The sequence below is a fragment of the Burkholderia plantarii genome (assembly GCF_001411805.1).
GTDB classification, from domain to species: domain Bacteria; phylum Pseudomonadota; class Gammaproteobacteria; order Burkholderiales; family Burkholderiaceae; genus Burkholderia; species Burkholderia plantarii.
This window is the reverse complement of sequence record NZ_CP007213.1, coordinates 2404545-2430236: the sequence shown is the minus strand read 5'-3', so window position 1 is coordinate 2430236 and position 25692 is coordinate 2404545. Positions and strand designations below refer to the sequence as shown.

At 68.4% G+C, this 25692-nt stretch carries 22 protein-coding genes; 15 read left to right on the top strand and 7 right to left on the bottom strand.

Annotation, left to right across the window (positions count from 1 at the left end):
* The first annotated feature begins 35 nt into the window (after nt 1–35).
* From trpA to bpln_RS27080, 7 genes are all read left to right on the top strand, one after another.
* A complete protein-coding gene (gene trpA, locus bpln_RS27110; protein WP_042628236.1) occupies nt 36–848 on the top strand; it encodes a tryptophan synthase subunit alpha in 813 nt (270 codons plus the stop codon).
* A 104-nt stretch (nt 849–952) separates the two neighbouring features.
* Nucleotides 953–1825 (top strand): acetyl-CoA carboxylase, carboxyltransferase subunit beta, encoded by an 873-nt coding sequence (gene accD / locus bpln_RS27105; protein ID WP_042628235.1) that lies wholly within the window; start codon nt 953–955, stop codon nt 1823–1825.
* Nucleotides 1826–1939: 114 nt separating this feature from the next.
* Nucleotides 1940–3250, top strand: coding sequence for a bifunctional tetrahydrofolate synthase/dihydrofolate synthase (gene folC, locus bpln_RS27100; RefSeq protein WP_055140548.1), 1311 nt, complete (start codon nt 1940–1942; stop codon nt 3248–3250).
* 23 nt (nt 3251–3273) lie between these two features.
* Nucleotides 3274–4158, top strand: a complete 885-nt coding sequence (locus bpln_RS27095; RefSeq protein WP_055140547.1) for an SPOR domain-containing protein — start codon at nt 3274–3276, stop codon at nt 4156–4158.
* Nucleotides 4159–4164: 6 nt separating this feature from the next.
* Nucleotides 4165–4659, top strand: a complete 495-nt coding sequence (locus bpln_RS27090) for a CvpA family protein (protein ID WP_042628232.1) — start codon at nt 4165–4167, stop codon at nt 4657–4659.
* A gap of 46 nt (nt 4660–4705) precedes the next feature.
* Entirely contained in the window at nt 4706–6238 is a 1533-nt protein-coding gene (purF, locus tag bpln_RS27085; RefSeq protein WP_042628231.1) for an amidophosphoribosyltransferase, read from the top strand.
* A 251-nt stretch (nt 6239–6489) separates the two neighbouring features.
* Nucleotides 6490–7680, top strand: coding sequence for an O-succinylhomoserine sulfhydrylase (locus tag bpln_RS27080; protein WP_042628230.1), 1191 nt, complete (start codon nt 6490–6492; stop codon nt 7678–7680).
* Nucleotides 7681–7791: 111 nt separating this feature from the next.
* Here bpln_RS27080 and bpln_RS27075 read toward each other — a convergent pair whose 3' ends face one another.
* From bpln_RS27075 to bpln_RS27065, 3 genes are read right to left on the bottom strand one after another with little or no spacing between them, the layout of a single operon-like run.
* Complete coding sequence (locus bpln_RS27075) at nt 7792–8790, bottom strand: NAD-dependent epimerase/dehydratase family protein (RefSeq protein WP_042628229.1); 999 nt, start codon at nt 8788–8790, stop codon at nt 7792–7794.
* Nucleotides 8777–9820, bottom strand: coding sequence for a GDP-mannose 4,6-dehydratase (gene gmd, locus bpln_RS27070; protein ID WP_042628228.1), 1044 nt, complete (start codon nt 9818–9820; stop codon nt 8777–8779). Before gmd ends, bpln_RS27075 begins: the two co-directional genes overlap by 14 nt.
* Nucleotides 9817–10896 carry an acyltransferase family protein gene (locus bpln_RS27065; protein ID WP_055140546.1) on the bottom strand — a complete coding sequence of 360 codons (1080 nt, stop codon included), beginning with the start codon at nt 10894–10896 and terminating at the stop codon, nt 9817–9819. Before bpln_RS27065 ends, gmd begins: the two co-directional genes overlap by 4 nt.
* 70 nt (nt 10897–10966) lie before the next feature.
* On the opposite strand from bpln_RS27065, the gene bpln_RS36215 reads away from it, so the two are divergent.
* From bpln_RS36215 to bpln_RS27050, 4 genes are all read left to right on the top strand, one after another.
* On the top strand, nt 10967–11332 hold the full coding sequence (locus bpln_RS36215) for a hypothetical protein (RefSeq protein ID WP_123863791.1): 366 nt from the start codon (nt 10967–10969) through the stop codon (nt 11330–11332).
* A gap of 183 nt (nt 11333–11515) precedes the next feature.
* Nucleotides 11516–13687: an NHL repeat-containing protein gene (locus tag bpln_RS27060; RefSeq protein WP_404991056.1), complete on the top strand. Its 2172-nt coding sequence runs from the start codon at nt 11516–11518 to the stop codon at nt 13685–13687.
* A gap of 48 nt (nt 13688–13735) precedes the next feature.
* The gene (locus tag bpln_RS27055; RefSeq protein WP_055140545.1) at nt 13736–15202 is read left to right on the top strand and encodes a flippase; all 1467 of its coding nucleotides are present in this window, start codon (nt 13736–13738) and stop codon (nt 15200–15202) included.
* Nucleotides 15199–17619 carry a glycosyltransferase family 4 protein gene (locus bpln_RS27050; protein ID WP_055140544.1) on the top strand — a complete coding sequence of 807 codons (2421 nt, stop codon included), beginning with the start codon at nt 15199–15201 and terminating at the stop codon, nt 17617–17619. The genes bpln_RS27055 and bpln_RS27050 overlap by 4 nt, the downstream gene beginning before the upstream one ends.
* Nucleotides 17620–17818: 199 nt before the next feature.
* Here bpln_RS27050 and bpln_RS36210 read toward each other — a convergent pair whose 3' ends face one another.
* Both bpln_RS36210 and bpln_RS27045 read right to left on the bottom strand, forming a co-directional pair.
* The gene (locus bpln_RS36210; protein WP_148654194.1) at nt 17819–18052 is read right to left on the bottom strand and encodes a hypothetical protein; all 234 of its coding nucleotides are present in this window, start codon (nt 18050–18052) and stop codon (nt 17819–17821) included.
* A 30-nt stretch (nt 18053–18082) separates the two neighbouring features.
* On the bottom strand, nt 18083–19249 hold the full coding sequence (locus bpln_RS27045; protein ID WP_055140543.1) for an acyltransferase family protein: 1167 nt from the start codon (nt 19247–19249) through the stop codon (nt 18083–18085).
* Between bpln_RS27045 and bpln_RS36205 the strand changes: the two genes are divergently transcribed.
* From bpln_RS36205 to bpln_RS27035, 3 genes are all read left to right on the top strand, one after another.
* Nucleotides 19248–19637 (top strand): hypothetical protein, encoded by a 390-nt coding sequence (locus tag bpln_RS36205; RefSeq protein WP_148654193.1) that lies wholly within the window; start codon nt 19248–19250, stop codon nt 19635–19637. The two genes, bpln_RS27045 and bpln_RS36205, sit on opposite strands and share 2 nt — an antisense overlap.
* A 121-nt stretch (nt 19638–19758) precedes the next feature.
* The gene (gene galU, locus bpln_RS27040) at nt 19759–20646 is read left to right on the top strand and encodes a UTP--glucose-1-phosphate uridylyltransferase GalU (RefSeq protein WP_042628222.1); all 888 of its coding nucleotides are present in this window, start codon (nt 19759–19761) and stop codon (nt 20644–20646) included.
* A 439-nt stretch (nt 20647–21085) separates the two neighbouring features.
* Complete coding sequence (locus bpln_RS27035; RefSeq protein ID WP_042628221.1) at nt 21086–21529, top strand: HU family DNA-binding protein; 444 nt, start codon at nt 21086–21088, stop codon at nt 21527–21529.
* 287 nt (nt 21530–21816) lie between these two features.
* Here bpln_RS27035 and bpln_RS27030 read toward each other — a convergent pair whose 3' ends face one another.
* Together bpln_RS27030 and bpln_RS27025 are read right to left on the bottom strand one after the other, a co-directional pair.
* The gene (locus bpln_RS27030; protein WP_042628220.1) at nt 21817–22968 is read right to left on the bottom strand and encodes a porin; all 1152 of its coding nucleotides are present in this window, start codon (nt 22966–22968) and stop codon (nt 21817–21819) included.
* A 382-nt stretch (nt 22969–23350) separates the two neighbouring features.
* Nucleotides 23351–24256: a YihY/virulence factor BrkB family protein gene (locus bpln_RS27025; protein WP_042628219.1), complete on the bottom strand. Its 906-nt coding sequence runs from the start codon at nt 24254–24256 to the stop codon at nt 23351–23353.
* Between the two features lie 361 nt (nt 24257–24617).
* Here bpln_RS27025 and bpln_RS27020 point away from each other — a divergent pair, with 361 nt between their 5' ends.
* Nucleotides 24618–25643, top strand: a complete 1026-nt coding sequence (locus tag bpln_RS27020; RefSeq protein ID WP_042628218.1) for a succinylglutamate desuccinylase/aspartoacylase family protein — start codon at nt 24618–24620, stop codon at nt 25641–25643.
* Nucleotides 25644–25692: the final 49 nt, after the last annotated feature.

The window sequence follows — 25692 nt, the reverse complement described above, 5'->3', positions numbered from 1 at the left end:
CCGCCGATCGTCACCGAATCAAGGAAAGCGACACCATGTCCCGAATCCAGAATACCTTCGCAGCACTGGCCGCCCAGGGTCGTAAAGGGTTGATCCCGTTCATCACGGCGGGCGACCCGGACCCGGCGAAGACCGTCGATTTCATGCATGCGCTGGCCGCCGGCGGCGCCGACGTGATCGAGCTCGGCGTGCCGTTCTCGGACCCGATGGCCGACGGCCCGGTGATCCAGCGTTCGTCCGAGCGCGCGCTGGCGCGCGGCGTCACGCTGCGGCACGTGCTCGACGACGTCAAGCGCTTCCGCGAGCGCGACGACAGGACCCCCGTGGTGCTGATGGGCTATGCCAACCCGATCGAGCGGATGGGCGCCGAGGCGTTCGCCGCCGCGGCGGGCGCGGCCGGCGTCGACGGCGTGCTGGTGGTGGACTATCCGCCCGAGGAGGCGGCCGGTTTCGCCGCCACGATGCGTGCCGCGGGTATCGACCCTATTTTCCTGCTCGCGCCGACCTCGACCGAGGAACGGATGGCCGAAGTGGGCCGAATCGCGAGCGGCTACGTGTATTACGTGTCGCTGAAGGGGGTAACCGGCGCCGGAAATCTGGATGTTTCCAGCATTGCGGGTAAAATCCCGGCCATCAAGTCGCGCGTGCCGGTTCCGGTCGGCGTCGGCTTCGGGATTCGCGACGCCGCCACGGCGCGCGCCGTGGCCGAGGTCGCCGATGCCGTCGTGATCGGCAGCCGCCTCGTGCAGCTGCTCGAGGACACGGCGCCGGACGCGGCCGTGGGCGCGTTGCAGGCGTTCATCGCCGACATCCGCGCCGCGCTCGACGGCGAGGCGAAGGCGGCCTGACGGGCCGCCGCAGCCGGTTGCCGTCGCCGCATCCGCACGCGCACCGTCCAGAAACACCGAACGCGGGCCGCCATCCGGCCCGCCATGAAGAAGGAAACCAAACGATGAGCTGGCTCGACAAGCTGTTGCCGCCGAAGATCAAGCAGACCGACCCGAAGAGCCGCAAGGGCATCCCCGAGGGGCTGTGGGTCAAGTGTCCGTCGTGCGAGGCCGTGCTGTATCGCTCCGATGTCGAGGCGAACCTGCACGTCTGCCCGAAGTGCGACCACCACATGCGGATCGGCGCGCGCGAGCGCCTCGACGCGCTGCTCGACGCGGAAGGCCGCTACGAGATCGGCCAGGAAATCGTGCCGGTGGACACGCTGAAGTTCAAGGACAGCCGCAAGTATCCCGATCGCCTGAAGGAAGCGATGGAGGATACCGGCGAGACCGACGCGATGGTGGTGATGGGCGGGGCGATCCGCACGCTGCCGGTGGTGGCGGCCTGCTTCGAGTTCTCGTTCATGGGCGGCTCGATGGGCTCGGTGGTGGGCGAGCGCTTCGCGCGCGGCGCGCAGAACGCGCTCGAACAGCACGTGCCGTTCATCTGCGTGACCGCCTCGGGCGGCGCGCGGATGCAGGAAAGCCTGCTGTCGCTGATGCAGATGGCCAAGACCACGGCGATGCTGACCAAGCTGTCGGAAGCGAAGCTGCCGTTCATCTCGGTGCTGACCGATCCGACCATGGGCGGCGTGTCGGCGAGCTTCGCGTTCCTCGGCGACGTGGTGATCGCCGAGCCGAAGGCGCTGATCGGCTTCGCCGGCCCGCGCGTGATCGAGCAGACCGTGCGCGAGAAGCTGCCGGAAGGCTTCCAGCGCTCCGAGTTCCTGCTGAAATCGGGTGCGATCGACATGATCGTCGACCGCCGCAAGATGCGCGACGAGATCGCGCAACTGCTCGCGCTGCTGCAGCGCCAGCCGGCCGACGCGCTCGCGTAACGCGGCGCGCGCCGCGCGGCATCCGCCGACGCGTCGTCCGGCCCGGCCGGGCGGCGCGTTTTTCGTTTTTCCGGGCACGCCCGTTCGCGGGCGTCCAGCTTCGCAGTGGTACAGATGAGCACATTTCCCACTCTCGACGCGTGGCTTTCGCATCTCGAAACCGCGCATCCGGTCGGCATCGACATGGGCCTCGCCCGTGTCACGAAGGTCAAGGAGGCGCTCGGGCTCGCGTTCACGTGCCCGGTCATCACGGTGGGCGGCACCAATGGCAAGGGCTCGACCTGCGCGTTCCTCGAAACGATCCTGCTGAAGGCCGGCTATCGCGTCGGCTGCCATACCTCGCCGCACCTGCTGGCGTTCAACGAGCGCGCGCGGATCGGCGGCGCGAACGTCGACGACGGGACGCTGCTGCCGCATTTCGAGGCGGTGGAGGCGGCGCGCCTGAGCCTGGCCGAGCCGGTCACGCTGACCTATTTCGAATTCACGACGCTGGTGATCCTGCGCCTGTTCGCGGCCAGCGAACTCGACGCGGTGATCCTCGAAGTGGGGCTGGGCGGGCGGCTCGACGCGATGAACATGCTCGACGCCGACTGCGCGATCGTCACCAGCATCGACATCGACCACACCGAATACCTCGGCGACACGCGCGAGAAGATCGGCTTCGAGAAGGCCGGGATCTTCCGCCCCGGCACGCCGGCCGTCTGCGGCGATCCCTCGCCGCCGCAGACGCTGATCGACCACGCGAACGCGATCGGCGCGGACCTCTGGCTGGTCGGGCGCGATTTCCGCTACGAGGTGCAGCCCGGCAGCGAGCGCCAGCAGTGGAGCTACCTGGGCCGCGACAAGCGCTACCCGGCGCTCGCCTATCCGTCGCTGCGCGGCGCGAACCAGCTGATCAACGCGTCGGCCGCGCTGGCCGCGCTCGAGTCGCTGCGCGCGCGGCTGCCGGTGTCGGCGCAGGATATCCGGCTCGGCCTCGCCAACGTCGAGCTGCCCGGGCGCTTCCAGGTGCTGCCCGGCAAGCCGGCGATCGTGCTCGATGTGGCGCATAATCCGCACGCCTCGGCCGTGCTCGCGCAAAACCTCGGCAACATGGGATTCTTTCCGTACACTTACGCCGTGTTCGGCGCGATGCACGACAAGGACATCGCGGGCGTGCTGCGGCAACTGAAGGGCGAGATCGACCACTGGTGCGTGACCGACCTGCCGCTGCCGCGCGCGGCCTCGGCCGAGTCGCTCGAGGCGGCCTTGCGCGAAGCCGGCGTCGAGGACGGCCCCGACAGCAGCGTGACGCGCTACGCGTCGCCTGCCGAGGCATTTCGAGATAGCCTGAAGCGGGCGTCGGAGAATGATAGAATCGTGGTCTTTGGTAGTTTTTATACGGTAGCGGGCGTGATGGCCTACCGTAAATCGCAGCAACACTGACGGGCAGTTCGGATCAGCCATACATGGGAATCTTCTCGTTCGGCAAGAAGAAAGACGACGACGCGCCGCCCCGGCGCGGGTCACGGTCCGGGTCACGGTCTGACTCCCGGGCCAGTCGCGGTGAACGGGCCGAGCGACGCTCGCGCCGCGCCGAGCGCCCCGACGCGGACGCACTGCTGCTCGACCCGACCCTCCCCGAGAAACAACGCGCGCGGCGCCGCCTGGTCGGCGCGATCGCGCTGGTGGTGGCCGCCGTGATCGTGCTGCCGATGGTGCTCGACTCGCACCCGAAGCCCGTCACCGACGACATCGCGATCGACATCCCGAACAAGCCGGCGCACGCCGTGCCCGCGCGCAGCGACGACGCCATCGACACGCAGGCCGGGGTCGCGCACGACGCGCTGCCCGGCCCGGGCACCGCCGATGCGGACGACGACTCGGCGCCCGCGCAGGCGGCCGCTTCCGGTGCGAACCCTTCCGACACTTCCAGTCCTGCCACCGCGCAGGCGGCCCGGACGCAACCGCAGCCGTCGTCGCCGGCCGTCGCCACCGCGAAGCCGGCCGCGCCGCAGGCCGTGCCCAAACCCGCCGCGCCGAGGCCTCCCGTCGCGCAGGCGAAGCCGGCACCGGCGCCGGCCGCCGAGCCGGCCGCCGCGAACGGCGGCGGCGCGTCGCCCGCGTCGCCGGCCGGCGCGCGCTTCGCGGTGCAGCTCGGCTCGTTCAAGGACGAGGCAACCGCGCGCGGCTGGGCGGACAAATTGAAATCGGCGGGCGTGCCCGCATATGTTGAGCATCGCAAGCAGGCTGACGGCAGCACGGCTACACTGCTTCGGGCCGGCCCGTTCGCCGATCGCGCGGCCGCGTCGGCCGCCATCGCGAAGGTGCGCGATGCGGGCTTGACCCAGTAAGCGCCGATGCTGACCGCGTTCGACTACGCCGTGCTGGCGGTGATCGGTCTGTCGGCGTTGCGCGGCGCGTGGCGCGGCTTCGTGTCCGAGATCTTCGGGCTGATCGGCTGGATCGCGGCGTTCATCATCGCCTGCCGCTATGTCGGCGTGGTGCTGCCCTTTATCCCGTCCACCTGGCCGGGCGGCGCGCTGACCCAGTGGGTGATCGCGTTCGGGGTGATCGTGATCGGCGTGGTGCTGGTCGCGGGCGTGGCCAACGCGCTGCTGTCGAGGCTCGCGCAGGCGACGGGGCTGGGCGGCGTGGACCGCTCGCTCGGGCTGCTGTTCGGCCTGGTGCGCGGCGTGCTGCTGGTGTTGCTGCTGGTGGCGGCGGCGGGGCTGACCGAGCTGCCGAAACAGGTTTTCTGGCGCAACGCGTTGTTGCGTCCCTTCGCCGAGCAAGGCGTGCGCGAACTGAAGCCGTTCTTGCCTGACGCGCTGGCTGCGTACATCCACATCTGAGTACGCGGCGGCCAAACCGTTTTTGTATCCTTGAAGGACCCATGCCATGTGCGGCATCGTAGGCTTTATCTCTCACTCCCCGGTCAACCAGCTCATCTATGACAGCCTGCTGCTGCTGCAGCATCGCGGTCAGGACGCGGCGGGCATCGTGACGGCGGACGGCAGCAACTTCCACATGTACAAGGCCAACGGCATGGTGCGCGACGTGTTCCGCACGCGCAACATGCGCAGCCTGCCGGGTACCTCGGGGATCGGCCAGGTCCGCTATCCGACGGCCGGTTCGGCGTCGAGCGAGGCCGAGGCGCAGCCGTTCTACGTCAACGCGCCGTTCGGCATCGTGCTCGCGCACAACGGCAACCTGACGAACATGGGGCAGCTCAAGGACGAGATGTTCCGCATCGACCGCCGCCACATCAACACGAATTCCGACAGCGAGGTGCTGCTGAACGTGTTCGCGCACGAGCTGCAGCTGGCCACCACCGGCCTGGAACTCGATCCGGCCACGGTGTTCAAGGCGGTGGCGGGCGTGCATCGCCGCGCGCAGGGCTCGTATGCGATCGTCTCGCAGATCGCCGGCCACGGCATGCTGGCGTTCCGCGATCCGTTCGGCATCCGTCCGCTCTGCATCGGCAAGCTCGAGACCGAGCAGGGCACGGAATGGATGGTCGCCTCGGAATCGGTGGCCGTGGAAGGCATCGGCTTCGAATTCGTGCGCGACGTCGAGCCCGGCGAGGCGGTGTTCGTCACGCTCGACGGCAGCTTCCACAGCCAGCAGTGCGCCGAGAACCCGAGCCTGAATCCGTGCATGTTCGAGTGGGTCTACCTCGCGCGTCCCGATTCGTGCCTCGACGGCGTGCCGGTCTACAACGTGCGCCTGCGCATGGGCGACTACCTCGCCGAGAAGATCAAGCGCGAGCTGAAGGACGTGCCGATCGACGTCGTGATGCCGATTCCCGATTCGTCGCGGCCGGCCGCGATGCAGGTGGCCGCCAAGCTCGGCGTCGAGTATCGCGAGGGCTTCTTCAAGAACCGCTACGTGGGCCGCACCTTCATCATGCCGGGCCAGGCGGTGCGCAAGAAGTCGGTGCGCCAGAAGCTCAACGCGATGAGCATCGAGTTCAAGGACAAGCACGTGCTGATCGTCGACGATTCGATCGTGCGCGGCACGACCTCGCACGAGATCGTGCAGATGGCGCGCGACGCCGGCGCGAAGTCGGTGATCTTCGCCTCGGCCGCGCCGCCCGTGAAGTTCCCGAACGTCTACGGGATCGACATGCCGACCCGCAACGAACTGGTCGCGCACGGCCGCACCGACGAGGAAGTGGCGAAGATGATCGGCGCCGACTACCTGATCTATCAGGATGTCGACGACCTGCGCCGCGCGGTGCGCGACATCAACCCGGCGATCCAGGACTTCGAGGCGTCGTGCTTCGACGGCCGCTACATTACCGGCCACGTCACGCCCGAATACCTCGATTCGCTCGAACGCGCGCGCCTCGCGCCGGCCTCGCAGCTCGATCGCGACCAGAACGGCGAGTCGGGCCGCTCGCAGATGAACCTGCAACTGTCGGTCGAGTGAAGCGCCGCGCCCGCCGTCACGCGTGTTACGATGGGCGCTGCGTCGATTTGATCTCAGCTTGCGGACGCGGGGCAGTCACCCGAAACAGCTAAAGCGAAGGCCGGCCGGAATGCCGGCCCGAGTCGAAAGCTGCCACACCGCACCTGAAGCCCGCCGATGCCGACGCGTCGCGGGCTTTTTCGTTGGCCCTCGCGGCCTTCAGTGGCGCGCGCGCGGCGCGGCGCGCCCGAATGAAACCGGATGAACCAGACATGGACGACTCTTTCAACTTCGACACGCTCGCGATTCGCTCGGGCACGCTGCGCAGCGAATACAACGAGCACTCGGAAGCGATCTTCCTGACCTCGAGCTTCTGCTTCACGAGCGCCGCCGATGCGGCCGAGCGCTTCGCGAACTCCGAGGACAACTATACGTATTCGCGCTTCACGAACCCGACCGTGACGATGTTCCAGGACCGGCTCGCGGCGCTGGAAGGCGGCGAGGCCTGCATCGCGACCGCCTCGGGGATGGCGGCCATCATGGCGGTGGTGATGTCGGCGCTGCAGGCGGGCGACCATCTGGTCAGCTCGCGCAGCCTGTTCGGCTCGACGCTCGGCATGTTCTCGCAGATCTTCAGCAAGTTCGGCATCACCACCACCTTCGTCGATCCGACCGACCTGGACGCGTGGCGCGCGGCGGTGCGCCCCGAGACGAAGATGTTCTTCCTCGAAACGCCGTCGAACCCGCTCACCGAGATCGCCGACATCGAGGCGATCTCGAAGGTCGCGAAGGGTGCCAATGCGCTGTTCGTGGTCGACAACTGCTTCTGCAGCCCGGCGCTGCAGCAGCCGCTCAAGCTTGGCGCCGACGTGGTGATGCACTCGGCCACCAAGTTCCTCGACGGCCAGGGGCGCGTGCTGGGCGGCGCGCTGGTGGGCTCGAAGGCGTTCATCACCGGCAAGGTGTTCCCGTTCGTGCGCAGCGCCGGGCCGACGCTGTCGGCGTTCAACGCGTGGGTGCTGCTCAAGGGCATGGAGACGCTGTCGCTGCGCGTCGAGAAGCAGTCGGCGAACGCGCTCGAGATCGCGCGCTGGCTCGACAGCCATCCGGCCGTCAAGCGCGTGTTCTATCCGGGGCTCGAATCGCATCCGCAGTACGCGATCGCGAAGCGCCAGCAGAAGTCGGGTGGGGCGGTGGTGTCGTTCGAGCTGAAGGGCGATACGCCCGAGGCGCAGCGCGCGAACGCGTGGCGCGTGATCGACAACACGAAGATCGTGTCGATCACCGCGAATGTCGGCGACACGCGCACCACGATCACGCATCCGGCCACCACTACGCACTCGCGCATCACGCCCGAGGCGCGCGCGGCGGCGGGCATCAGCGAAGGGCTGATCCGGCTGGCGGTGGGGCTGGAGAATGCCGGCGACATCCGCGACGACATCGCGCGCGGGCTCGCGGGCTGAGTCAAACGGTAAGGAGGGTCCGGCGCACGCCGGATCGGCGGCGCGCGGCGCTTCGCGCCTGACGTGGGGCCACGGCGCCGCCGCCCGGCATCGGCGCGCGGCGCGCCCCGTTCAGTTCGCCGCCAGGTATTGCGAAGCGGCCGGATAGGTGCCGCTCTCGCCCGACGAGAGGCGCGCCTTCATTGCCTCCACCATCCAGCGCAGCGTGTCGTCGAGCGGCGTGACGGGCAGGTCGCCGAAGCGCGCGCGCAGCTTCTCGCGCGAGCCCACCAGCTTCTTCACCTCGTTGCCGCGCACGAAGCGCGGATCGACGGTCACGTCGATCACGTAGCCGACGATGCGCGACAGCATCACGATCACTTCCTTCAGCGAATACGCGTGCTCCGAGCAGACGTTGAACGTCTCGCCGGCCGGCGCCGCGTCCACGAGGCGCGTATAGGCCTCGGCGATGTCGCGCACGTCGGAGAAGTCGCGGCTCACGTCGAGATTGCCGAGCAGGATGCGCGGCTCGTGGTTCGCGTAGTGCGAGACGAGCTTCGGCAGCAGGTAGGTGTCGAGCTGGCCGACGCCGGTGTAGTTGAACGGCCGCGCGATCACGATCGGCAGCTTGTCCGACCATTGGCGCGCCGCGTGCTCCATGGCGAGCTTGCTGACCGCGTAGTCGTTGGCCGGCTGCGGCGGCACCAGTTCGTCGAGCGATTCGACGCTGGCGTTGCCGTAGACGTTCGCGCTGCTCGCCAGCAGCACGCAGTCCGGCTTCGCGCCGGCGTCGACGAGCGCCGTCAGCAGGTTGCGCGTGCCGACCACGTTGACGAGATAGAGGTCGCGCGGATCGTTGTTCGCCACGTGCGCGCAGGCGGCCAGGTGCACCACCACGTCCGGGCTCGACTGCTCGACCGCGGCGCGAAGCGAGTCGAGGTCGAGCAGATCGGCCTCGAGCATCTGGTGGCGGGCCACCAGCGAACGGCGCCGCGCCGCGGTGCCGGGTGCCACGGTTCCCCACACTTCGTAGCCGGCCGCCTCGAGGCTCGTCGCGACGTAGCGGCCCGTGAAGCCGGCCAGGCCGGTGACGAGCGCGCGGCGGTTCGGGTTCGAATCAGAAGGTTTCATGATGAAGGTTTCGCGTGAGATCGGCTTCGACCATCATCTGGCAGAGCTGCTCGAGCGTCGTGCGGGGCTGCCAGTCCAGTTTTTCCCTTGCCTTGTCGGCGCAGCCGATCAGCAGATCGACCTCGGCCGGCCGGTAGAAGCGCGGGTTCACCTCCACCAGGACGCGGCCGGTGGCCGTGTCGATGCCGCGCTCGCGTTCCTCCTTGCCGCTCCATTCGAGCTGGTAGCCGGCCGCGGCGAACGCCATCTGCGCGAAATCGCGGACCGTCTCGGTGCGGTTGGTGGCGAGCACGAAGGTGTCGGGCTCGTCCACCTGCAGCATGCGCCGCATGCCGTCGACGTATTCGAGCGCGAAGCCCCAGTCGCGTTTCGCGTCGAGGTTGCCGAGTTCGAGTTTGGTGGCCTTGCCGAGCTTGATCTTCGCGACCGTATCGGTGATCTTGCGCGTGACGAACTCGCGGCCGCGCAGCGGCGATTCGTGGTTGAACAGGATACCGCTGGCTGCGAAGATGCCATAGGACTCGCGATAGTTGACCGTCATCCAGTGCGCGAACAGCTTCGCGACGCCGTAGGGGCTGCGCGGATAGAACGGGGTCGATTCGATCTGCGGAATGGCCTGCACCTTGCCGAACATCTCCGAGGTCGAGGCCTGGTAGAAGCGCGTGCGCGGGCTCACGGCGCGGATCGCCTCGAGCAGGTTCAGCGTGCCGAGCCCGGTCACGCTGGCGGTCGTCATCGGCTGGTCGAACGAGACGCCGACGAAGCTCTGCGCGGCCAGATTGTACAGCTCGTCGGGCTGAACGCGCTCGATCAGCCGCAGGCTCGAACCGGCATCGGTCAGGTCGTGTTCGACCAGCGTCAGGTTCGGATGCTCGGCCACGCCGAGCTCGGCGATGCGCCAGAAATTGACCGAGCTGGTGCGCCGGTAGGTGCCGGTGACCTGATAGCCGCCGTCGAGCAGCAGCTTGGCCAGATAGGCGCCGTCCTGCCCGGAGATGCCGGTGATGATCGCCTTGCGTGCAGAATTCATAGCGGGTTCCTGATGGAGCGTGTGGAGGGCCGGAGCGCGGCCTGCCGCGCCGGCACGGGCGCGGAGCGCGTGAGGCGCCGTTCGAAGCCGAACCAGGTGAGCGTCGCGTAGGCGAGCGTGATGACGAGCGCGAGCGCGGCGCTCTCGTAGCGGCTCAGATGCCACGACCAGAGCGCGTACAGCACGCTCAGGTGGACGAGGTAGATCGTGTAGCTGATGGTGCCGACGTAGACCAGCACCGGATGCGTCAGCACGCGCTGCACCAGGCCGCGCCCGCGCAGCGCGATCACCACGATCGAGGTGCAGAGCACGAGCGAGATGCTGTAGAGCGCGGCGTTCGACAGCGGCGTGTTGGCGGCGCGAAAGCGCGGATTCGACAGGTGCAGCCAGGCCAGCAGCGCGAGCGCGATGCAGGCGGCGGCCACCGCCACGCCGGTGTACGGTTCGAGCACGCGGCGGTCGCGGCGCAGCACCACGGCGAGCAGCGCGCCGGCCGCGAGCAGGTCCATGCGGAACGGCGTGAGGTAGTAGATCGGCCAGAACGAATCGAACCACGGCGTCGCGATCGCGCGCAGCACGGGGGCCGCCACCACCAGCGCGGCGGCCACCCACGCGAGCCAGCGCGCGGGGCAGAACAGCACCACGAAAGGCCAGAAGATGTAGAACTGCTCCTCCACCGCGAGCGACCACAGCACGTTCAGGCTCTCGTGGCCGATGCTGCCCAGCGACAGCCCGATGTTGGTCGAGAAGAACGCGTACCACGGCCAGTGCGCGAGCCAGCCCGCGCCGAACAGCAGCGTGGAGACCACCAGCAGCAGCGCATACGACGGCAGGATGCGCCGCGCGCGCCGCACGTAGAAATGGCGGAACAGCGGCAGGCCGCGCTCCTTGCGGTCGAGCAGGATGCCGGTGATCAGCAGCCCGCTCAGCACGAAGAACAGATCCACGCCCATCCACAGCGGTGCCTTCACGGCGTGCTGCAGGAACACGGCCATCACGGCGATCGCGCGCAGGCCGTCGAGCTGGACGATGCGGCCTGCGTGCGGAATCGGCGGAGGAAGTGTGTCGGTCGTCATCGTGTCCGTTCAGCCCTGGGAAGAGGCACGCGTGCCTGGTTCGTGAGTGACGCGGGTCGAGGCCCTGCGCATGACGAATGCCGAACGACGCGCGGGCGATCACATCACGTCGATCATGCGAAAACCCGCGGAGCGCCCGGACGGCATTCGAATCGTTTCACCGGTTCGGACAATCGCCCGATCGGCGCAACGATTCTGTCTGGATTCTAGGGAAAAGAAATCGGCAAAAAATAGCGATGTGGGTTGGCGCGCGGTGTCGGGGCGGGGGCGGCGCAATCGTTTTCGAGGGAGCGATCATCGCACGATTGCCGGTACAAGTTACGGGAATTTGCTGGCTGGAAACGCCGAATTTGCCGAATTGTTCGCAAAACGGATCCCGAATGCCGGTGCGTGCGGAGTTGATGCGTTGCGGGGAATTATTCGCAATTTCTTGTGATTATTTTCGCTTGTAACCTGCGTCGGCCCGTGCGTCGTGGCGCGGCCCGATGCGAACGCGATTGCTGCGAACACACGCAAGGGCCGCCGGCCGGCACGGACACGGACCGTTTTGCCCATCCGTCCACTCCGGAGAGCCCCATTGCGACGTTCCCCCCCGATCGCCCTGATTGCCCTGATCGCCCTGATCCTCGCCGCTTGCCTGCCGCTGCACGCCCGGGGCGCGACCACGCTGGACGCCACCAATTCCTGGATCGGCAACACCTACGGCTACGGCGACGGCAGCTGGACCCAGATCGACATCCGCGCGATCGCCGTCACGCCCGAAGGCAAGGTCTATACGAATGCGCCCTGGGACGAGAGCGGCGCCGAGGCGAGCGTCTACCAGAACGGCCGGATGCTCGGCTTCGCGGGCGGCACGCACGGCTGGGGCGATGCCGGCGGCAACGCGATCGCCGTCAACGACCGCTACGCGTATGTCGCGATCGGCGTCGGTAACGAGAAGGGCCGGCTCGTGAACCCCGGCATCTGGCCGGAGAAGGGCCGCCAGTGGTACGGTATCTCGCGGCGCGCGATCGGCGACCTGAAGCGGCCCGCGCCGTTTCGCGCGGCGGCTGCCAGCGACGCGCGCGGCAAGCTCGCCGCGAGCTTCCTGAAGATCAACGACGTGCCCGTCGACACGCATGCCGAGATCGCCGGCCTCGCCGCCTCGAACAAGCGCCTCTACGCCACCGATCCGCAGCATGACAGCGTCGATGTCTACGACGCCGAGTCGATGGACAAGGTCGCTTCGTTCACGGCGCACGAGCCGGGCCGCATCGCGCTCGCCGCCGACGGCACGCTGTGGCTGCTGACCGATTCGGTGAACGGCCCCGCGAAGCTGGCGCACCTGCAATCCGACGGCCGCGCGATCGACGACGCGCCGGCGCTGCCGGCCGGCACCGACGCGGTGGACGTGGCGGTCGATCCGAAGGGCCGCCTGCTGATCGCCGACAACGGCCCGCGCCAGCAGATCCTGATCTACGCGAGGTCGGACAGGGGCTACGCGCCGGGCGGCACGCTCGGCGAGCGCGGCGGCATCTTCGCCGGCGTCGCGGGCCGCCCCGGGCCGCAGCGCTTCAACGGCCTGACCGGCGTGGGCGCCGATCGCGACGGCAACATCTACGTGGCGATGAACGGCATCGGCGTGAAGCAGGGGTCGATTGGCGCCGGGCTCGGCGCGACGCTCGCGAGCTATGCGCCGGACGGCAAGCTGCGCTGGCAGGTGGACGGCCTGCTGTTCGTGGACGGCGCCTGGATCGATCCGGCCCGGCCGGACAGCGTCTACACCGGCAACAAGCGCTTCGAGCTCGACTTCTCGAAGCCCGCGGGCCGCGAGTGGCGCTACGCGGGCTTCCTGACGAACCGCTTCAAGTATCCGCAGGACCCCGTGTTCACCACCGACCAGTGGCCCGGCATGCCGACCGCGCGCCGGCTCGACGGCCACACGTTCCTGTACCTGACCGACATGTACGCGGATCACCTGAAGATCTACCGCTTCGATCCGAAGCGCGACGGCGAGACCGCGATCCCGTCGGGCCTGATCGCCGGGCGCGCGCGGCCGGTGGACCGGGTGCCGAACCGGCCGTCGGGCGGCGACTGGATCTGGCGCGACCAGAACGGCAACGGCCGCTTCGAGGACGGCGAGTTCTCGCTGAACACGACCGGCAAGCCGAAGGCGGCGGGCGGCTGGGGCTGGTGGGTCGACACCCGCGGCGACATCTGGCGCACCAGCGAGACGCGCGGCATCCACCGCTTCCGCTACGGCGGCCTCGACAAGGCCGGCAACCCGGTCTACTCGTTCGACAAGCTGACCGACTATCCGACGCCGGCGCCGTTCACCGAGCTGCGCCGCGCGATCTACGAGCCGGACACCGACACGCTCTACGTGACGGGCTACACGGCCGACATGCCGCCGAAGGGCGGCATCAACAAGGAGGTCGGCCCGGTGCTGGTGCGCTACGACAAGTGGTCGAGCGGCTCGCCGGTGCAGCGCTACAAGCTCGCGCTGCCGTGGCAGCTCGATGCCAAGCCGATCTTCGACCTGATCGGCATCACCGTCGAGGGGCGGTACCTGTTCGGCGTCGAGCCGGCCGGCATCGTCCACGTCTACGACAAGGAGAACGGCCGCGAGCTCGGCGTGATCAAGCCGGGCGCCGAGGTCGGACATGCCTCGGGCTGGGTGGACGTGCCGTTCGGCATCAGCGCGCATCGCCGCGACAACGGCGAGTACCTGATCTTCGTGGAGGAAGACGCGCGGGGCAAGGTGATGATGTACCGGTGGACGCCGCGAGCAACGGAGGCGACGAAGCAATGACGATCAAGATGACGGTGGTGAACGCGCGGCACGGCGCAAGGCGGCGCCGTGGATAAACGCATCCTGAAGAACGTCGCGGTGAATTTCATCGGGCTGATCCTGCCGACCTTCGTCTCGCTCGTGACGGTGCCGGCCTATATCCATGCGCTCGGCGTCGACCGCTACGGCGTGGTGAGCCTGGTCTGGACGCTGATCGGCTATTTCGGCATCCTCGATCTCGGCATGAGCATGGCCGCGCAGAACCAGATCTCGAAGGCGCTCGCGAGCGGCGACCCGGAACAGTGCGAGCGCGTGTTCTGGAGCGCCTGCTGGCTCAATCTCGCCACCGGCATCGCGGGCGGCCTGCTGATCTATTTCGGCGCGTTCATCTACACCTCGTACTTCACCCGGGTCTCGGCCGAGCTGCAGCACGAGGTCTATCACGCGCTGCCGTGGCTCGCCTGCGCGATCCCGATCGCGAACGTGTCCTGGGTGTTCTCGGGCGCGATCAACGGCGCCGAGCGCTTCGGCATCTACAACGCGAACCAGACCTTCGGCACTTTCCTGTTCCAGCTGCTGCCGCTGTTCGCGGCCTGGCTGATCGCGCCGACGCTGCCGACGGTGCTGGCCGCCGCGGTGCTGGCGCGGCTGATCGCGGCGATCCTGCTCGGCCGCGCGAGTCTGCGCGTGCTGAACATCCGGCACGTCGCGCCGCCGCGCTGGCGCACCGCCAGGGAGCTGTTCACGTTCGGCGGCTGGATGCTGATCGCCAGCACCGCGAGCATGGTGGCCGACTCGCTCGACCGCGTGATCCTCGGCGCGCATCTGGGCGCGCGCTACGTGACCTACTACACGGTGCCGCAGAACCTCGTCACGCGGCTCAACATGCTGCCCAACGCGGTGGTGCGCACGCTGTTCCCGCGGCTGTCGGCCGTCGATCGCGACCATGCCGACAACCTCGTGCGGCAGTCGCTCGAATTCCTCAACGGCGTGTTCACGCCGGTGGCGATCGTCGCGATCTTCGCGCTGCAGCCGTTCCTCGAACTCTGGGTCGGCCACGATCTCGCCACCCAGTCCTCGCCGGTCGGCCGCGTGCTCGTGATCGGCATCTGGCTGGTGGGGCAGGCCGGCGTGATGCGGATTTTGATCCAGTCGCAGGTCAATCCGGCCCGCGCCGCGCTGGCCGGGCTCGTCGAGCTGCCGTTCTTCGTCGGCGGGCTCTGGTTCGGCATCACGCATTTCGGCCTGATCGGCGCGGCGGTGGTGGTGGTGGCGCGCGCGCTGGTCGACTACGGCGTGCTGCTGGTGCTGGCGTCGGTCAAGCGCCGGCCGATCGTGGTCGACATGGCCGCGCACCTGGCCTTCCTGTTCGCCAGCCTCGCGCTGGCCTGGACGATGCCGACGCTGGTGCAGGCCGCCGCGCTTTGCGCACTCGTCGCCGCGCTCAACATCGCGTGGTCCTTCATGATGACGCCCGGCCTGCGCGCGCTCGCGCGCGGCGTGCTGGGGCGCCTGATTCCCGGGAAAAGCGTATGAAAGGCGAACTCGTAGAACGCTCCGTGCCGTCGCTTGCACGGCAGATCCAGACAGCCGGCGCCGCGCGCGCGGCCGGCAAGCCGTCGGGCAAGCCGCTGCGCGTGGCGATCGTCCACGACTGGCTCGTCACCTATGCGGGCGCCGAGCGCGTGCTCGAACAGATCATCGCGTGCTTTCCCGACGCGGACCTGTTCAGCCTCGTCGATTTCCTCGACGATCGCAGCTTCCTGCATGACCGCCCGGTCACCACCTCGTTCATCCAGAAGCTGCCGTTCGCGCGCAGGAAGTACCGCGCCTACCTGCCGCTGATGCCGCTCGCGATCGAGCAGCTCGACGTGTCGGCCTACGACCTCGTGATCTCCAGCAGCCACGCGGTGGCCAAGGGCGTGCTGACCGGGCCGGACCAGATCCACGTCAGCTACGTGCATTCGCCGATCCGCTACGCGTGGGACCTGCAGCACCAGTACCTCGAACAGTCGCAGCTCACGCGCGGCGTGAAATCCTATGCGGCGCGGCTGATCCTGCATTACATCCGCAACTGGGACAGCCGCACGTCCAATTCGGTGGACGGCTTCATCGCCAATTCGGCGTTCATCGCGCGGCGCATCCGCAAGGTCTACCAGCGCGACGCGGCGGTGGTGTTCCCGCCGGTTGACGTCGACGCGTTCTCGCTCGCCACCGACAAGGAGGACTTCTACGTCACCGCCTCGCGGATGGTGCCGTATAAAAAGATCGACCTGATCGTCGAGGCCTTCGCGCGCATGCCGGGGCGGCGGCTGGTGGTGATCGGCGACGGCCCCGACATGGACAAGGTGCGCGCCAAGGCCGGCCCGAACGTCGAGATCCTCGGCTACCAGCCGTTCAAGGTGCTGCAGGACCACATGCGCCGCGCGCGGGCGTTCGTGTTCGCGGCCGAGGAGGATTTCGGCATCTCGGTCGTCGAGGCGCAGGCCTGCGGCACGCCGGTGATCGCGTTCGGCAAGGGCGGCGCGCTCGAGACCGTGCGCGACGGCAGCGCCGACACGGCGCCCACCGGCCTGTTCTTCGACGAGCAGAGCGTGCCGGCGATCGTGGCGGCCGTCGATGCATTCGAGCAGGCGCCCGGGCGCTTCACGCCCGAGGCCTGCCGCGCCAACGCGGAACGCTTCGCGGCCCAGCATTTCCGGCGCCGGCTGGTGGAGCAGATCGAAAGCCTGCTGCCCGACGCGCAGGCGCGCGCCCGGGCCGGCGCGCGCGACGCCGGCACCGTGGCGGCGTCGCGCGTGCGCGCGCTGGTGCTGGACCAGAGCGGCGTGCTCGGCGGTGCCGAGCTGTCGCTGCTCGAATTCGTCACGCACTGGCATGGCAACGCCAACGTGCTGCTGTTCGACGACGGCCCGTTCCACGCGGCGCTCGCCGAGGCGGGCGTGGACGTGACGGTGCTGCGCTCGCGCGGCCTCGACGGCGTGCGCAAGCAGGGCGGCGTTTCGCTGCGGGCGGCGGGCGGGCTGTTCTCGCTGGTGCGCGAGGTGGTGCGGCGCGCGCGCGACGTCGACGTGATCTACGCGAACACGCAGCGTGCGATGGTGGTGGGCGCGATCGCCGGGCGCATCGCGCGCAAGCCGGTGGTCTGGCATCTGCGCGACATCGTCAGCGACGCGCATTTCGGCGCGAAGCAGCTGTTCGCGATCCGGCGCTGCGCGAAGCTCGGCGTGACGCGCGTGATCGCCAATTCGAACGCGTCCGCGCAGGCCTATCTGGCGCTGACGGGCGGCGCGCAGGAGTCGGTCGACGTGATCTTCAACGGCATCGACGCGGCGCCGTTCGTCGCGCTCGAGGCCGTGCCGCGCGCCGCGCTGCGCGCGCGCCTCGGGTTGCCCGGGCAGGCCTGGCTGGTCGGTTCGTTCAGCCGCCTCGCGCGCTGGAAGGGCCAGCACCTGCTGCTCGAGGCCGCCATGCGCGATCCGGATCTGCACGTGGTGCTGGTCGGCGCGCCGCTGTTCGGCGAGGACGAGTACGCGGCCGAGCTGCAGGATCTCGTCGCGCGGCGCGGGCTCGGCGACCGGGTGTTCTTCGCGGGTTTCCAGCGCGATATCGCGTCGTGGATGAAGGCGGTGGACGTGGTCGCGCACACCTCGATCACGCCCGAGCCGTTCGGCCGCGTGATCGTGGAGGGCATGCTCGCGAAGCGGCCGGTGGTGGCCGCGCGGGCGGGCGGGGTGGTCGAGATCATCGACGACGGCGTGAACGGGCTGCTCTGCGAGCCCGGCGACGTGCCGTCGCTGAGCGCGGCACTCGCCGCGCTGCGCCGCGATCCGGCGCGCTGCGAACGGCTCGTCGCGAACGGCTTCGAGACGGCCACGCGGCGCTTCGGCACGCACACCTATGTCGAGGCCGTCGAGCGGATTCTGGTGGAAGTCGCGCGCGACAAGCGCTGATGTCGTGACCGGGAAGGGCGTGGCGGCGCGGGATCGCGCGTCACGCCGCCCACGCGTTCTCCGATCTCCGATCTCCGGCGCGGGCGCGGCGCGCGCCATCCATCCTTGAAGCCGCTTCCGCAAGCGGCTGGAGCGGCGTCTTCTCGACATCTTCGGGCGACGATGCTCCGCGTGCGGCGTCGGCGCGTGAATCAGGCGATCATGCTCGCCCGTCAGCGGCATCCATCGAGCCTTGCCACGGCGTTTTCAGCAGGCCGCCGACGCCGGTCACCGACACTTCCACGTATTCCCGGGCCGCCGCCGCCGTCACCAGGATGTCGCCGGCATGACCGGCCGCGCAGGCGCGCTGCGTGCGCGGCCGTGGGCACGGGCGGGCAGGCGCGCCGCGGCGATCGATCCTCGCCGTACCGCCGGCGCGGCGCATCCGCACCACCGGGCTGCATCCGCGCCATCGTCCAGCCCCTCACGCCGCCAGCGTCGGCGCGGCCGGCCGCGGCTTGCCGCCCGACGGCTTCAGACTCGCCGACCAGCGCATCGCGGGCCGCTCGACGGCCAGGTAAAACAGCCAGGCCAGCGGAATCGCGACCGCCATGAACGCGAACGACGGCCAGATCGACGCCTGCAACTGCGAGCGGTACAGCAGCGAGGCGAAGCAGACGAACAGCGGCAGGTGGATCAGGTACAGCGAATAGCTGAAATCGCCGAGCCACGCGAACAGCCGCACGATCGCGCCGGACGGCGCCGGCCGCGCGATGGCGGCATGCAGGCAGCAGGCGAAGCCGATCGACCAGAGCTGGAACGCGCCGTACTGGCCGACGCGGAACGCCACGCAGCCGAGCGCGATGCCGGCCGCGCCGGCCAGATACCAGCCGCGCGACGGCGCCGGGCCGGCCGCGCGCCGCACGCGCAGGTCGGCGATCAGCGCGCCGAGCGTCCACGACAGCCAGTACGACGTGAAGACCTGGATGTCGTGCCGCTCGAACAGCCAGGCCGACGCCACGTTGACGAGCGCCACCGCCAGCACCACCGGCATGAGGCCGATCCGCTTGCGCAGCGCGAGCCAGAGCGGATAGACGGCATAGAACTGCACCTCGAGCGACAGCGTCCAGAGCGCGCCGTTCGAGCCGTAGGTCTTGCCGGCGATGCCCTGCAGCGACAGCAGGTTCACCGCGAACGCCATCCAGCCGATCTCGCGGATCTTGTGGCTCACCGGCGTGATCTGCAGGCTGATCAGGTCGAGCGCGAGCGTGACGAGCAGCGCGGCGAGCAGCACCGGATAGATGCGCGCGAAACGGCGCGCCCAGAAGTTCAGCGTATCGAGACGATAGCCGGGCGCGGCGGCCAGCTTCAGCGCCGCGCCGCGATGGATGCAGTAGCCGCTGATCACGAAGAAGACCGGCACGCCGGCCGAGCCCCACGCGAACGGGAACGTCAGGTACGCGGCCAGCGCGCCCGCGTCGAGCGCGTGGCCGTGCGTCTGGTGGAACGCCTGCATGCCGATCCAGACCACCTGCCGGCAATGGAAATACGCCACCAGCAGCGCCGCGAAGCCGCGCAGCGCGTCGATCAGGGCGTCCTTGTGGTCGAGTGCGGCCGGCCGCGCGAGTGCCGGCCCGCTGTGGGAATTCATGCGTCGGTGTCCTTGCCTGGTAAGTGCGGGAAGTGCGCCGCGCGCCGGCGATTTCGCCGCCGGACGCAACGCGCGCACGCTCATCCTAGGACGTGAGAAATCGAACGATGAACAAAAAAAACGCGGCCCGAAATTGCAACAAGACGTTTCGGCATCGCGGCTTTCCCAGCTGGTGAAACGCGCCCAATTATTTCTCGATTTTTTTTTGATAGTTTGGGTTCGGGTCGAAACAGACGAGGAGTTCAGGATGGACATCAACTGGATTGCAAGCGGCGCCGTGCTGCTCGTGATGGTCATGTTGTCAGCCTATCGCGACGCGCTGAAAAACGAACCGATCAGCCGTTTCGGTTTCGATGACGGCAACGCGCTGGCCGAGGAACTCGAGTGACCGTGGACAGGCATCGCGGCCGGCGTGCCGCGTGCGCCGCGGGCCGCGCGCGCCGTGCCGGCTCCGTGGTTTGCGCAGGCCGCCCGCTGCGCGCGGCCATCACTTTCACCGGAACGTAATCATGCTCAAAGTCAAGAAGGCCGTGTTTCCCGTTGCCGGGCTGGGAACGCGGTTCCTGCCGGCGACCAAGGCCAGCCCGAAGGAAATGCTGCCCGTGGTGGACAAGCCGCTGATCCAGTACGCGGTGGAGGAGGCGATCAACGCCGGCATCACCGAGATGATCTTCGTGACCGGGCGCAGCAAGCGCGCGATCGAGGATCACTTCGACAAGTCCTACGAGATCGAGGCGGAGCTCGAGGCGCGCGGCAAGGACAAGCTGCTCGAGCTCGTGCGCGGCATCAAGCCGAGCCACGTCGACTGCTATTACGTGCGCCAGCCCGAGGCGCTCGGGCTCGGCCACGCGGTGCTGTGCGCCGAGAAGCTGGTGCATGGCGAGCCGTTCGCGGTGATCCTCGCCGACGATCTGCTGCATGGCGAGCAGCCCGTGCTCAAGCAGCTGGTGGACGTGTTCAATCACTATCACAGCTCGGTGATCGGCGTCGAAACGATCGCGCGCGAGGACAGCCGTTCGTATGGCGTGGTCGAGGGGCGCGAGTGGGAAGAGGACGTGATCAAGCTGTCGGGCATCGTCGAGAAGCCGGCGCCGGAAAACGCGCCGTCGAACCTCGGCGTGGTCGGCCGCTATGTGCTGATGCCGAGCATCTTCGACCACCTGCGCCGGATTCGCCCCGGCGCCGGCGGCGAGCTGCAGCTGACCGATGCCGTGCAGTCGCTGCTGACCGAGGAACAGGTGCTCGCGTACCGCTATTACGGGACGCGCTTCGACTGCGGCAGCAAGCTCGGCTACCTGAAGGCGACCGTCGAGCTCGCGCTCGAGCATCCCGAAGTGCGCCGCGAGTTCGAGGCCTATCTGCGCACCTGCCTGCCGGTGCTGGCCGCCGTCGCCTGACGTCGCCCGAGGCAGGCCCGCCCAAAGCGCGCCGCGACGTTCCGTTTCATGTCGTCCATGTGGTGGTTGTTCCCTTCGCCCCGGCGCAGCGCCGGGGCTTTTTTGTGGACGCGCGGCACGCGCGGCGCCGTGCCGGATGGCTTGCCGAAGGCGTCATGGAAGCGCCTATCGAAGCCTTGATGGAAGGCTCGTCGACACCGCGGCCGACGCGGTGACGGCCCACCGGATCGCACATAATTCGACTTGCGCCGACCTCGCCCGGCGCGTTCACCACCGTGCCGGCGCACACGACAGTCTGCGCCGAGCAACAAAACCTGCCGAAAACCCGCGTATCGCGCACAAAAGTGCAGCACAAAGCGCCGCGCCGCTTGTAGAATCCGGCCTTGAAGCATGCACAACGTGTGCTTCGCATCCAACGACCACACCTGGTAGGAGAAACATGGCGACTTCCGCAAAAAAGGTGGCCAATAAGGCTGCCGCACCGGCCAAGAAAGTGGCTGCCAAAAAAGCAGCGCCCGCGAAGAAAGTAGTGGCCAAGAAGGCTGCCGCGAAGGTGCCGGCCGCTCCGACGCCGATCAAGGACAGCTTCACCAAGGCATCGCTCGCAACGCATATCGCCGAGCGCGCCGAAGTCGAGCTGAAGACGGTCAAGGCCGTGCTCGCGACGCTGGAAAACGTGATCCTCGGCTCGATCCACAAGAAGGGTGCGGGCGAATTCACGCTGCCGGGTCTGCTGAAGATCTCGGCGCAGGCAGTCGCGGCGAAGAAGAAGCGCTTCGGCAAGGATCCGTTCACGGGTGAAGAGCGCTGGTTCCCGGCGAAGCCCGCGAGCGTGCGCGTGAAGGCACGTGCGCTGAAGAAGCTGAAGGACGCAGCAGCCTGAGGGAATTGCTGAGGCGCCCGGAGCGATCCGGCCGTCACGGTAGCCCAAAAAGATCCCCGCGTGCGGCAAGCGCGCGGGGATTTTTTTATTCGTCGTCCGGTCGGGTGGGCGGGCGCCGCGTGCTGCTTCGGCATCCGTAGCGACACGGCACTCTGCATGACGGCCGGCCCGCGGCGCGCCAGGGCGAAAAAAAACCAGCCGTCGGCGCCATGCCTCGGGCTGGTTTTCCAGGGCGGCCGTCGCGCGGTGCCGGCAGGCACCGCGGCGAGCCGCGGGTGATGCTTTTTTTAGAACTTGTGGCGCACGCCGAGTGCGACCAGTTCCTGCGAGCTCGTGCCGGCGATGCCATACGAGCCGATCGATGCCTGGGCTGCCTGCGTCGAGCCGTCGGCCAGACGTTGCGTGCCGCTCGCGTGCTGGTAAGCGCCGACCAGGTAGATGTCGGTGCGCTTGGACAGCGAGTAGTCGCCACCCAGCGAAACCTGGTGGTACTTCGCGTCCGTGTCGCCGCTCGCCTTCGTGTACGAGTAGCCGAGGCCCAGCAGGATCGCCGGCGTGGCCTGGTACGTCGCGAACGCACGGCCGGTGTTGAACTTCTCGGTCTTCGAGAACGACGAGAAGCTGTCGCGCTTGTATTGCGAGTTGCTGTAGCCGAGGCCGGCCGTGAACGGGCCGAACGTGTACTGGCCGGCAACCTGGCCGATGCCGATCGACTTCGCGTTGGTGTAGCCGCTGTTGATCGGGCCGTCGAAGATCGCGTCCGACGTGCCGCCCCAGTTCGTGCCGCGCGACGCGCCATACAGGTTCGATGCGTAGAAGTAGCCGCCCGCCACGCCGATCGGCCCGTTGTTGTAGGCCAACGCGGCCGACCACGTCTGACCCGAACCGTTCGAGCCCGCGACGCCGCCCAGCGCGTACATGCCTTCGAACTGCAGGCCGGCGAACACCGGCGAGGTGTACTTGACCACGTTGTTCACGCGCAGGCTGTTGTCGTTGTTGTCGACGTCGCCCGGCGTGGCGAACACGCTGCCGAAGTAGTTGTCGGCCGTGACGGCCTGGACCATGTCGACCAGCGGGTCGTACTGGCGGCCGAGCGTCAGCGTGCCGTAGTGATCGCTTTGCAGGCCGACGTAAGCCTGGCGGCCGAACATCTTGCTGCCCTGGCCGAGCTTGCCGTTGGTGGAGTCAAAGCCGTTTTCCAACTGGAACACCGCCTTCAGGCCAGCGCCCAGGTCTTCCGTGCCCTTCAGGCCCCAGCGGCTGCCCTGCAGGTTGCCGCTGTTCATGGCCCAGGTGTTGTTACCCTGGCCGCCGCTGCCGTGGACGTAGGTGATTGCCGTGTCGATGATGCCGTACAGCGTCACGCTCGATTGGGCGTGAGCGGCACCTGCTGCGCCGAGCAGGGCCAGGGAGAGGGCAGACAGAGCGATTTTTTTCATAGGAAAAGTTCTCCACGCAAAGTGATTCGTTATTTATTTGTTGCGGAATGGAGAATAGCGCAGCGCAGAACACGCAAGAAACCGAGAAAAAATAAAGTGTCTCCAAAACGTCACAGCGATAAACTTCTTTGAATATCAACTAGATAGAAGGTTGTTGCGGAAATTGTTGACATTTCCGAGTTTGTTGCTTGGATTGTTGTGGAAATTGATGGCCATGACAGCATGGCGTCGCAAGGCGGCGATTTTTCGTCAAAAACGCGCGGCTTCAAACGTTTGCGCGCGGCGCGCGCGTGATGGCGTGCGAGGCGGCGGACGGCACGCGGCGTGCCGGGCGTGCCGTTCGGGGCAGGGATGGCCCGGTCGCGGCGGAGGCCGCCGCGTATCAGGGATTATGCGGACTAGCCGCGCGGTTTTGGGCGCGCTGGTGTTCGGCGTCGCCGCGCGCGGCCGCGAACTCGGCGCCGAGCAGCAGCACGGCGGCCGAGAAGTACAGCCACATCAGCAGGACCGCCAGCGAGCCCGCGGCGCCGAACGCGCTGGCGGTGCCCGCGTGCGCGAGGTACAGCGCGAACAGCTTCTTGCCCCCCGAGAACAGCACGGCCGAGACGACCCCGCCCGTGAGCGCGTCGCGGCGCGTCACGTGCGCGTCGGGGAGGAACTTCAGCAGCGCGGCGAACGCGGCGGCCAGGATCGCGATGCCGGCCGTGAACTGCAGCAGGTTGCCGATCACCACGAACGGCGTGTTGCCCCACAGCCAGCGGCCGACGAACGTGATGGCCGTGTCGAGCATCAGCGAGACGATCAGCAGGAACGCCACGCCGAGCACCAGCCCGAACGAGATCAGCCGCACCCGCACCAGCCCGAACATCGACGACCAGCGCTTCTCGGCCGACGGCCAGACCACGCCGAGCGCCGTGTTCAGCGACGAGAACGTGGCCGAGGCGCCCACCACCAGCAGCAAGATCGAGACGGCCGCCGCCACGCCGCCGCCGCTGCCCTTGCGGTGCGCGTTCTCGACGATGGTCTGCACGCCGGCCGCGGCATCGTTGCCGATCAGGTTGTGGACCTGGCTGAACACCTCGCCGCGCGCCGCGTCGGCGCCGAAGAACCAGCCCGCCACGGCGATCACCATCACCAGCATCGGCGCGAGCGAGAACGCCGAATAGAACGCGATGGCGGCGGCCATCGTCGTGCAGTGATCCGCCGAGAAGCGCCGGAACGCGTCGAGCGCCCAGTTCACGTTGGTCTTGACGAGCTTTTCCTGCGGTTGCGAGAGCAAGGGCTTCATAGGCGTTGGAGGTCGTGCGCGAGGCGCGCCGTTCATGGTTGTTTTCGGATCGGACGCATCATCTTTCAAAAAGTTTATTCGATCGGGCGCGCGGTGCCGCTTGCCTGCGCGCATCCGCGCCGGCCGGCGGCCGTCGTGTCCAGCCGGGCCGGGCGCGCGTGGCGGGCGTCGGGGCCGGAACGCGCGCCATGCCCACGCGCGGACGCCGGATCTGACGCGCAAACGCCATGCCCGGCATGCTCCGGCAGCGCGGGCCGTGCCGCCGCGCCCCCGCCGCGCGCCGTGATACCCGCGCGGCGCCCCGATTCTCGCGAATGCCGGTAAGCTGCCGGTATCGCTTCCGAGCCCGCCAACCCTGATCATGACCGACGTATCCCCCCGACTTCCGAACCCGATCCGCTGTGAAATCGATCTCGACGCCGACGGCAAGCAGGCCGGTTATCTGCGCCTGCCGCATTCGGTGCATCGCTCCGCCTATGGCTGGCTGCCGGTGCCGATCGCCTCGATTCGCAACGGCGAGGGGCCGGTCGTGCTGGTGATGTCGGGCAATCACGGCGACGAATACGAAGGGCAGGTGCTGACCTCGCGGCTGATGCGCGAGCTGACGCCGGAGGCGGTGCGCGGGCAGGTGATCGTGCTGCCGATGGCGAATTTCCCGGCCGCCGAGGCCGGGCTGCGCACCTCGCCGCTCGACGACGGCAACCTGAACCGCACGTTCCCGGGCGATCCGGCCGGCACGCCGACGCAGATGATTGCCGACTACATCGAGCACACGCTGCTCGCGCGCGCCGACTACCTGGTCGACATGCATTCGGGCGGCAGCTCGCTGATCTACGACGGCGGCAACCTGATCGCGCTCGATCCGCGCGACGCCGACGAGGAAGTCCGCGTGAAGGCGCTGCTCGGCGCGTTCGGCATGCCGCGCGCGTTCCTGCACGCGCCGAACCCCACCTATGCCTCGGCCGCCGCGCGCCGCCAGGGCGCGATCTCGATCCTCACCGAGCTGGGCGGCGCCGGCATGACCGACGCGAAGCTGCTGCGCCACGGCTGGCAGGGGCTGCTGCATTTCCTCGGCTTCATCGGCGTGGTGCGGGGGCCGCTCGTGCCGGACGGCCCGCCCGCCGTCACGCGCTTCATGCGCGCGAGCGGGCCGCAGCATTTCGTGTTCGCCTACGAGCACGGCATCTACGAGCCGCTCGTCGAACTCGGCGAGATCGTGCAGGCCGGCCAGCCCGCGGCGCGCATCCATTTCCCCGAGACGCCGCTGCGCGAGCCGGTGGTCCATCGCTTCGACGCGTCGGGCGAGGTGGTGTGCCGCCGCGTGCCGGCGCAGACGCGGCGCGGCGACTGCCTGTTCCAGCTCGCCGAGCCGCACGACACGCTCTGACGCGGGCGCCCGCGTCGTCTTCCTTCTCGTTCCCGCGCCGTGCCGCCTG

Coding starts and splice junctions, on each gene's coding strand:
- trpA (WP_042628236.1), top strand. CDS start 36: ATGTCCCGAATCCAGAATACCTTCGCAGCACTGGCCGCCCAGGGTCGT.
- accD (WP_042628235.1), top strand. CDS start 953: ATGAGCTGGCTCGACAAGCTGTTGCCGCCGAAGATCAAGCAGACCGAC.
- folC (WP_055140548.1), top strand. CDS start 1,940: ATGAGCACATTTCCCACTCTCGACGCGTGGCTTTCGCATCTCGAAACC.
- bpln_RS27095 (WP_055140547.1), top strand. CDS start 3,274: ATGGGAATCTTCTCGTTCGGCAAGAAGAAAGACGACGACGCGCCGCCC.
- bpln_RS27090 (WP_042628232.1), top strand. CDS start 4,165: ATGCTGACCGCGTTCGACTACGCCGTGCTGGCGGTGATCGGTCTGTCG.
- purF (WP_042628231.1), top strand. CDS start 4,706: ATGTGCGGCATCGTAGGCTTTATCTCTCACTCCCCGGTCAACCAGCTC.
- bpln_RS27080 (WP_042628230.1), top strand. CDS start 6,490: ATGGACGACTCTTTCAACTTCGACACGCTCGCGATTCGCTCGGGCACG.
- bpln_RS27075 (WP_042628229.1), bottom strand. CDS start 8,790: ATGAAACCTTCTGATTCGAACCCGAACCGCCGCGCGCTCGTCACCGGC.
- gmd (WP_042628228.1), bottom strand. CDS start 9,820: ATGAATTCTGCACGCAAGGCGATCATCACCGGCATCTCCGGGCAGGAC.
- bpln_RS27065 (WP_055140546.1), bottom strand. CDS start 10,896: ATGACGACCGACACACTTCCTCCGCCGATTCCGCACGCAGGCCGCATC.
- bpln_RS36215 (WP_123863791.1), top strand. CDS start 10,967: ATGACGAATGCCGAACGACGCGCGGGCGATCACATCACGTCGATCATG.
- bpln_RS27050 (WP_055140544.1), top strand. CDS start 15,199: ATGAAAGGCGAACTCGTAGAACGCTCCGTGCCGTCGCTTGCACGGCAG.
- bpln_RS36205 (WP_148654193.1), top strand. CDS start 19,248: ATGCGTCGGTGTCCTTGCCTGGTAAGTGCGGGAAGTGCGCCGCGCGCC.
- bpln_RS27045 (WP_055140543.1), bottom strand. CDS start 19,249: ATGAATTCCCACAGCGGGCCGGCACTCGCGCGGCCGGCCGCACTCGAC.
- galU (WP_042628222.1), top strand. CDS start 19,759: ATGCTCAAAGTCAAGAAGGCCGTGTTTCCCGTTGCCGGGCTGGGAACG.
- bpln_RS27035 (WP_042628221.1), top strand. CDS start 21,086: ATGGCGACTTCCGCAAAAAAGGTGGCCAATAAGGCTGCCGCACCGGCC.
- bpln_RS27030 (WP_042628220.1), bottom strand. CDS start 22,968: ATGAAAAAAATCGCTCTGTCTGCCCTCTCCCTGGCCCTGCTCGGCGCA.
- bpln_RS27025 (WP_042628219.1), bottom strand. CDS start 24,256: ATGAAGCCCTTGCTCTCGCAACCGCAGGAAAAGCTCGTCAAGACCAAC.
- bpln_RS27020 (WP_042628218.1), top strand. CDS start 24,618: ATGACCGACGTATCCCCCCGACTTCCGAACCCGATCCGCTGTGAAATC.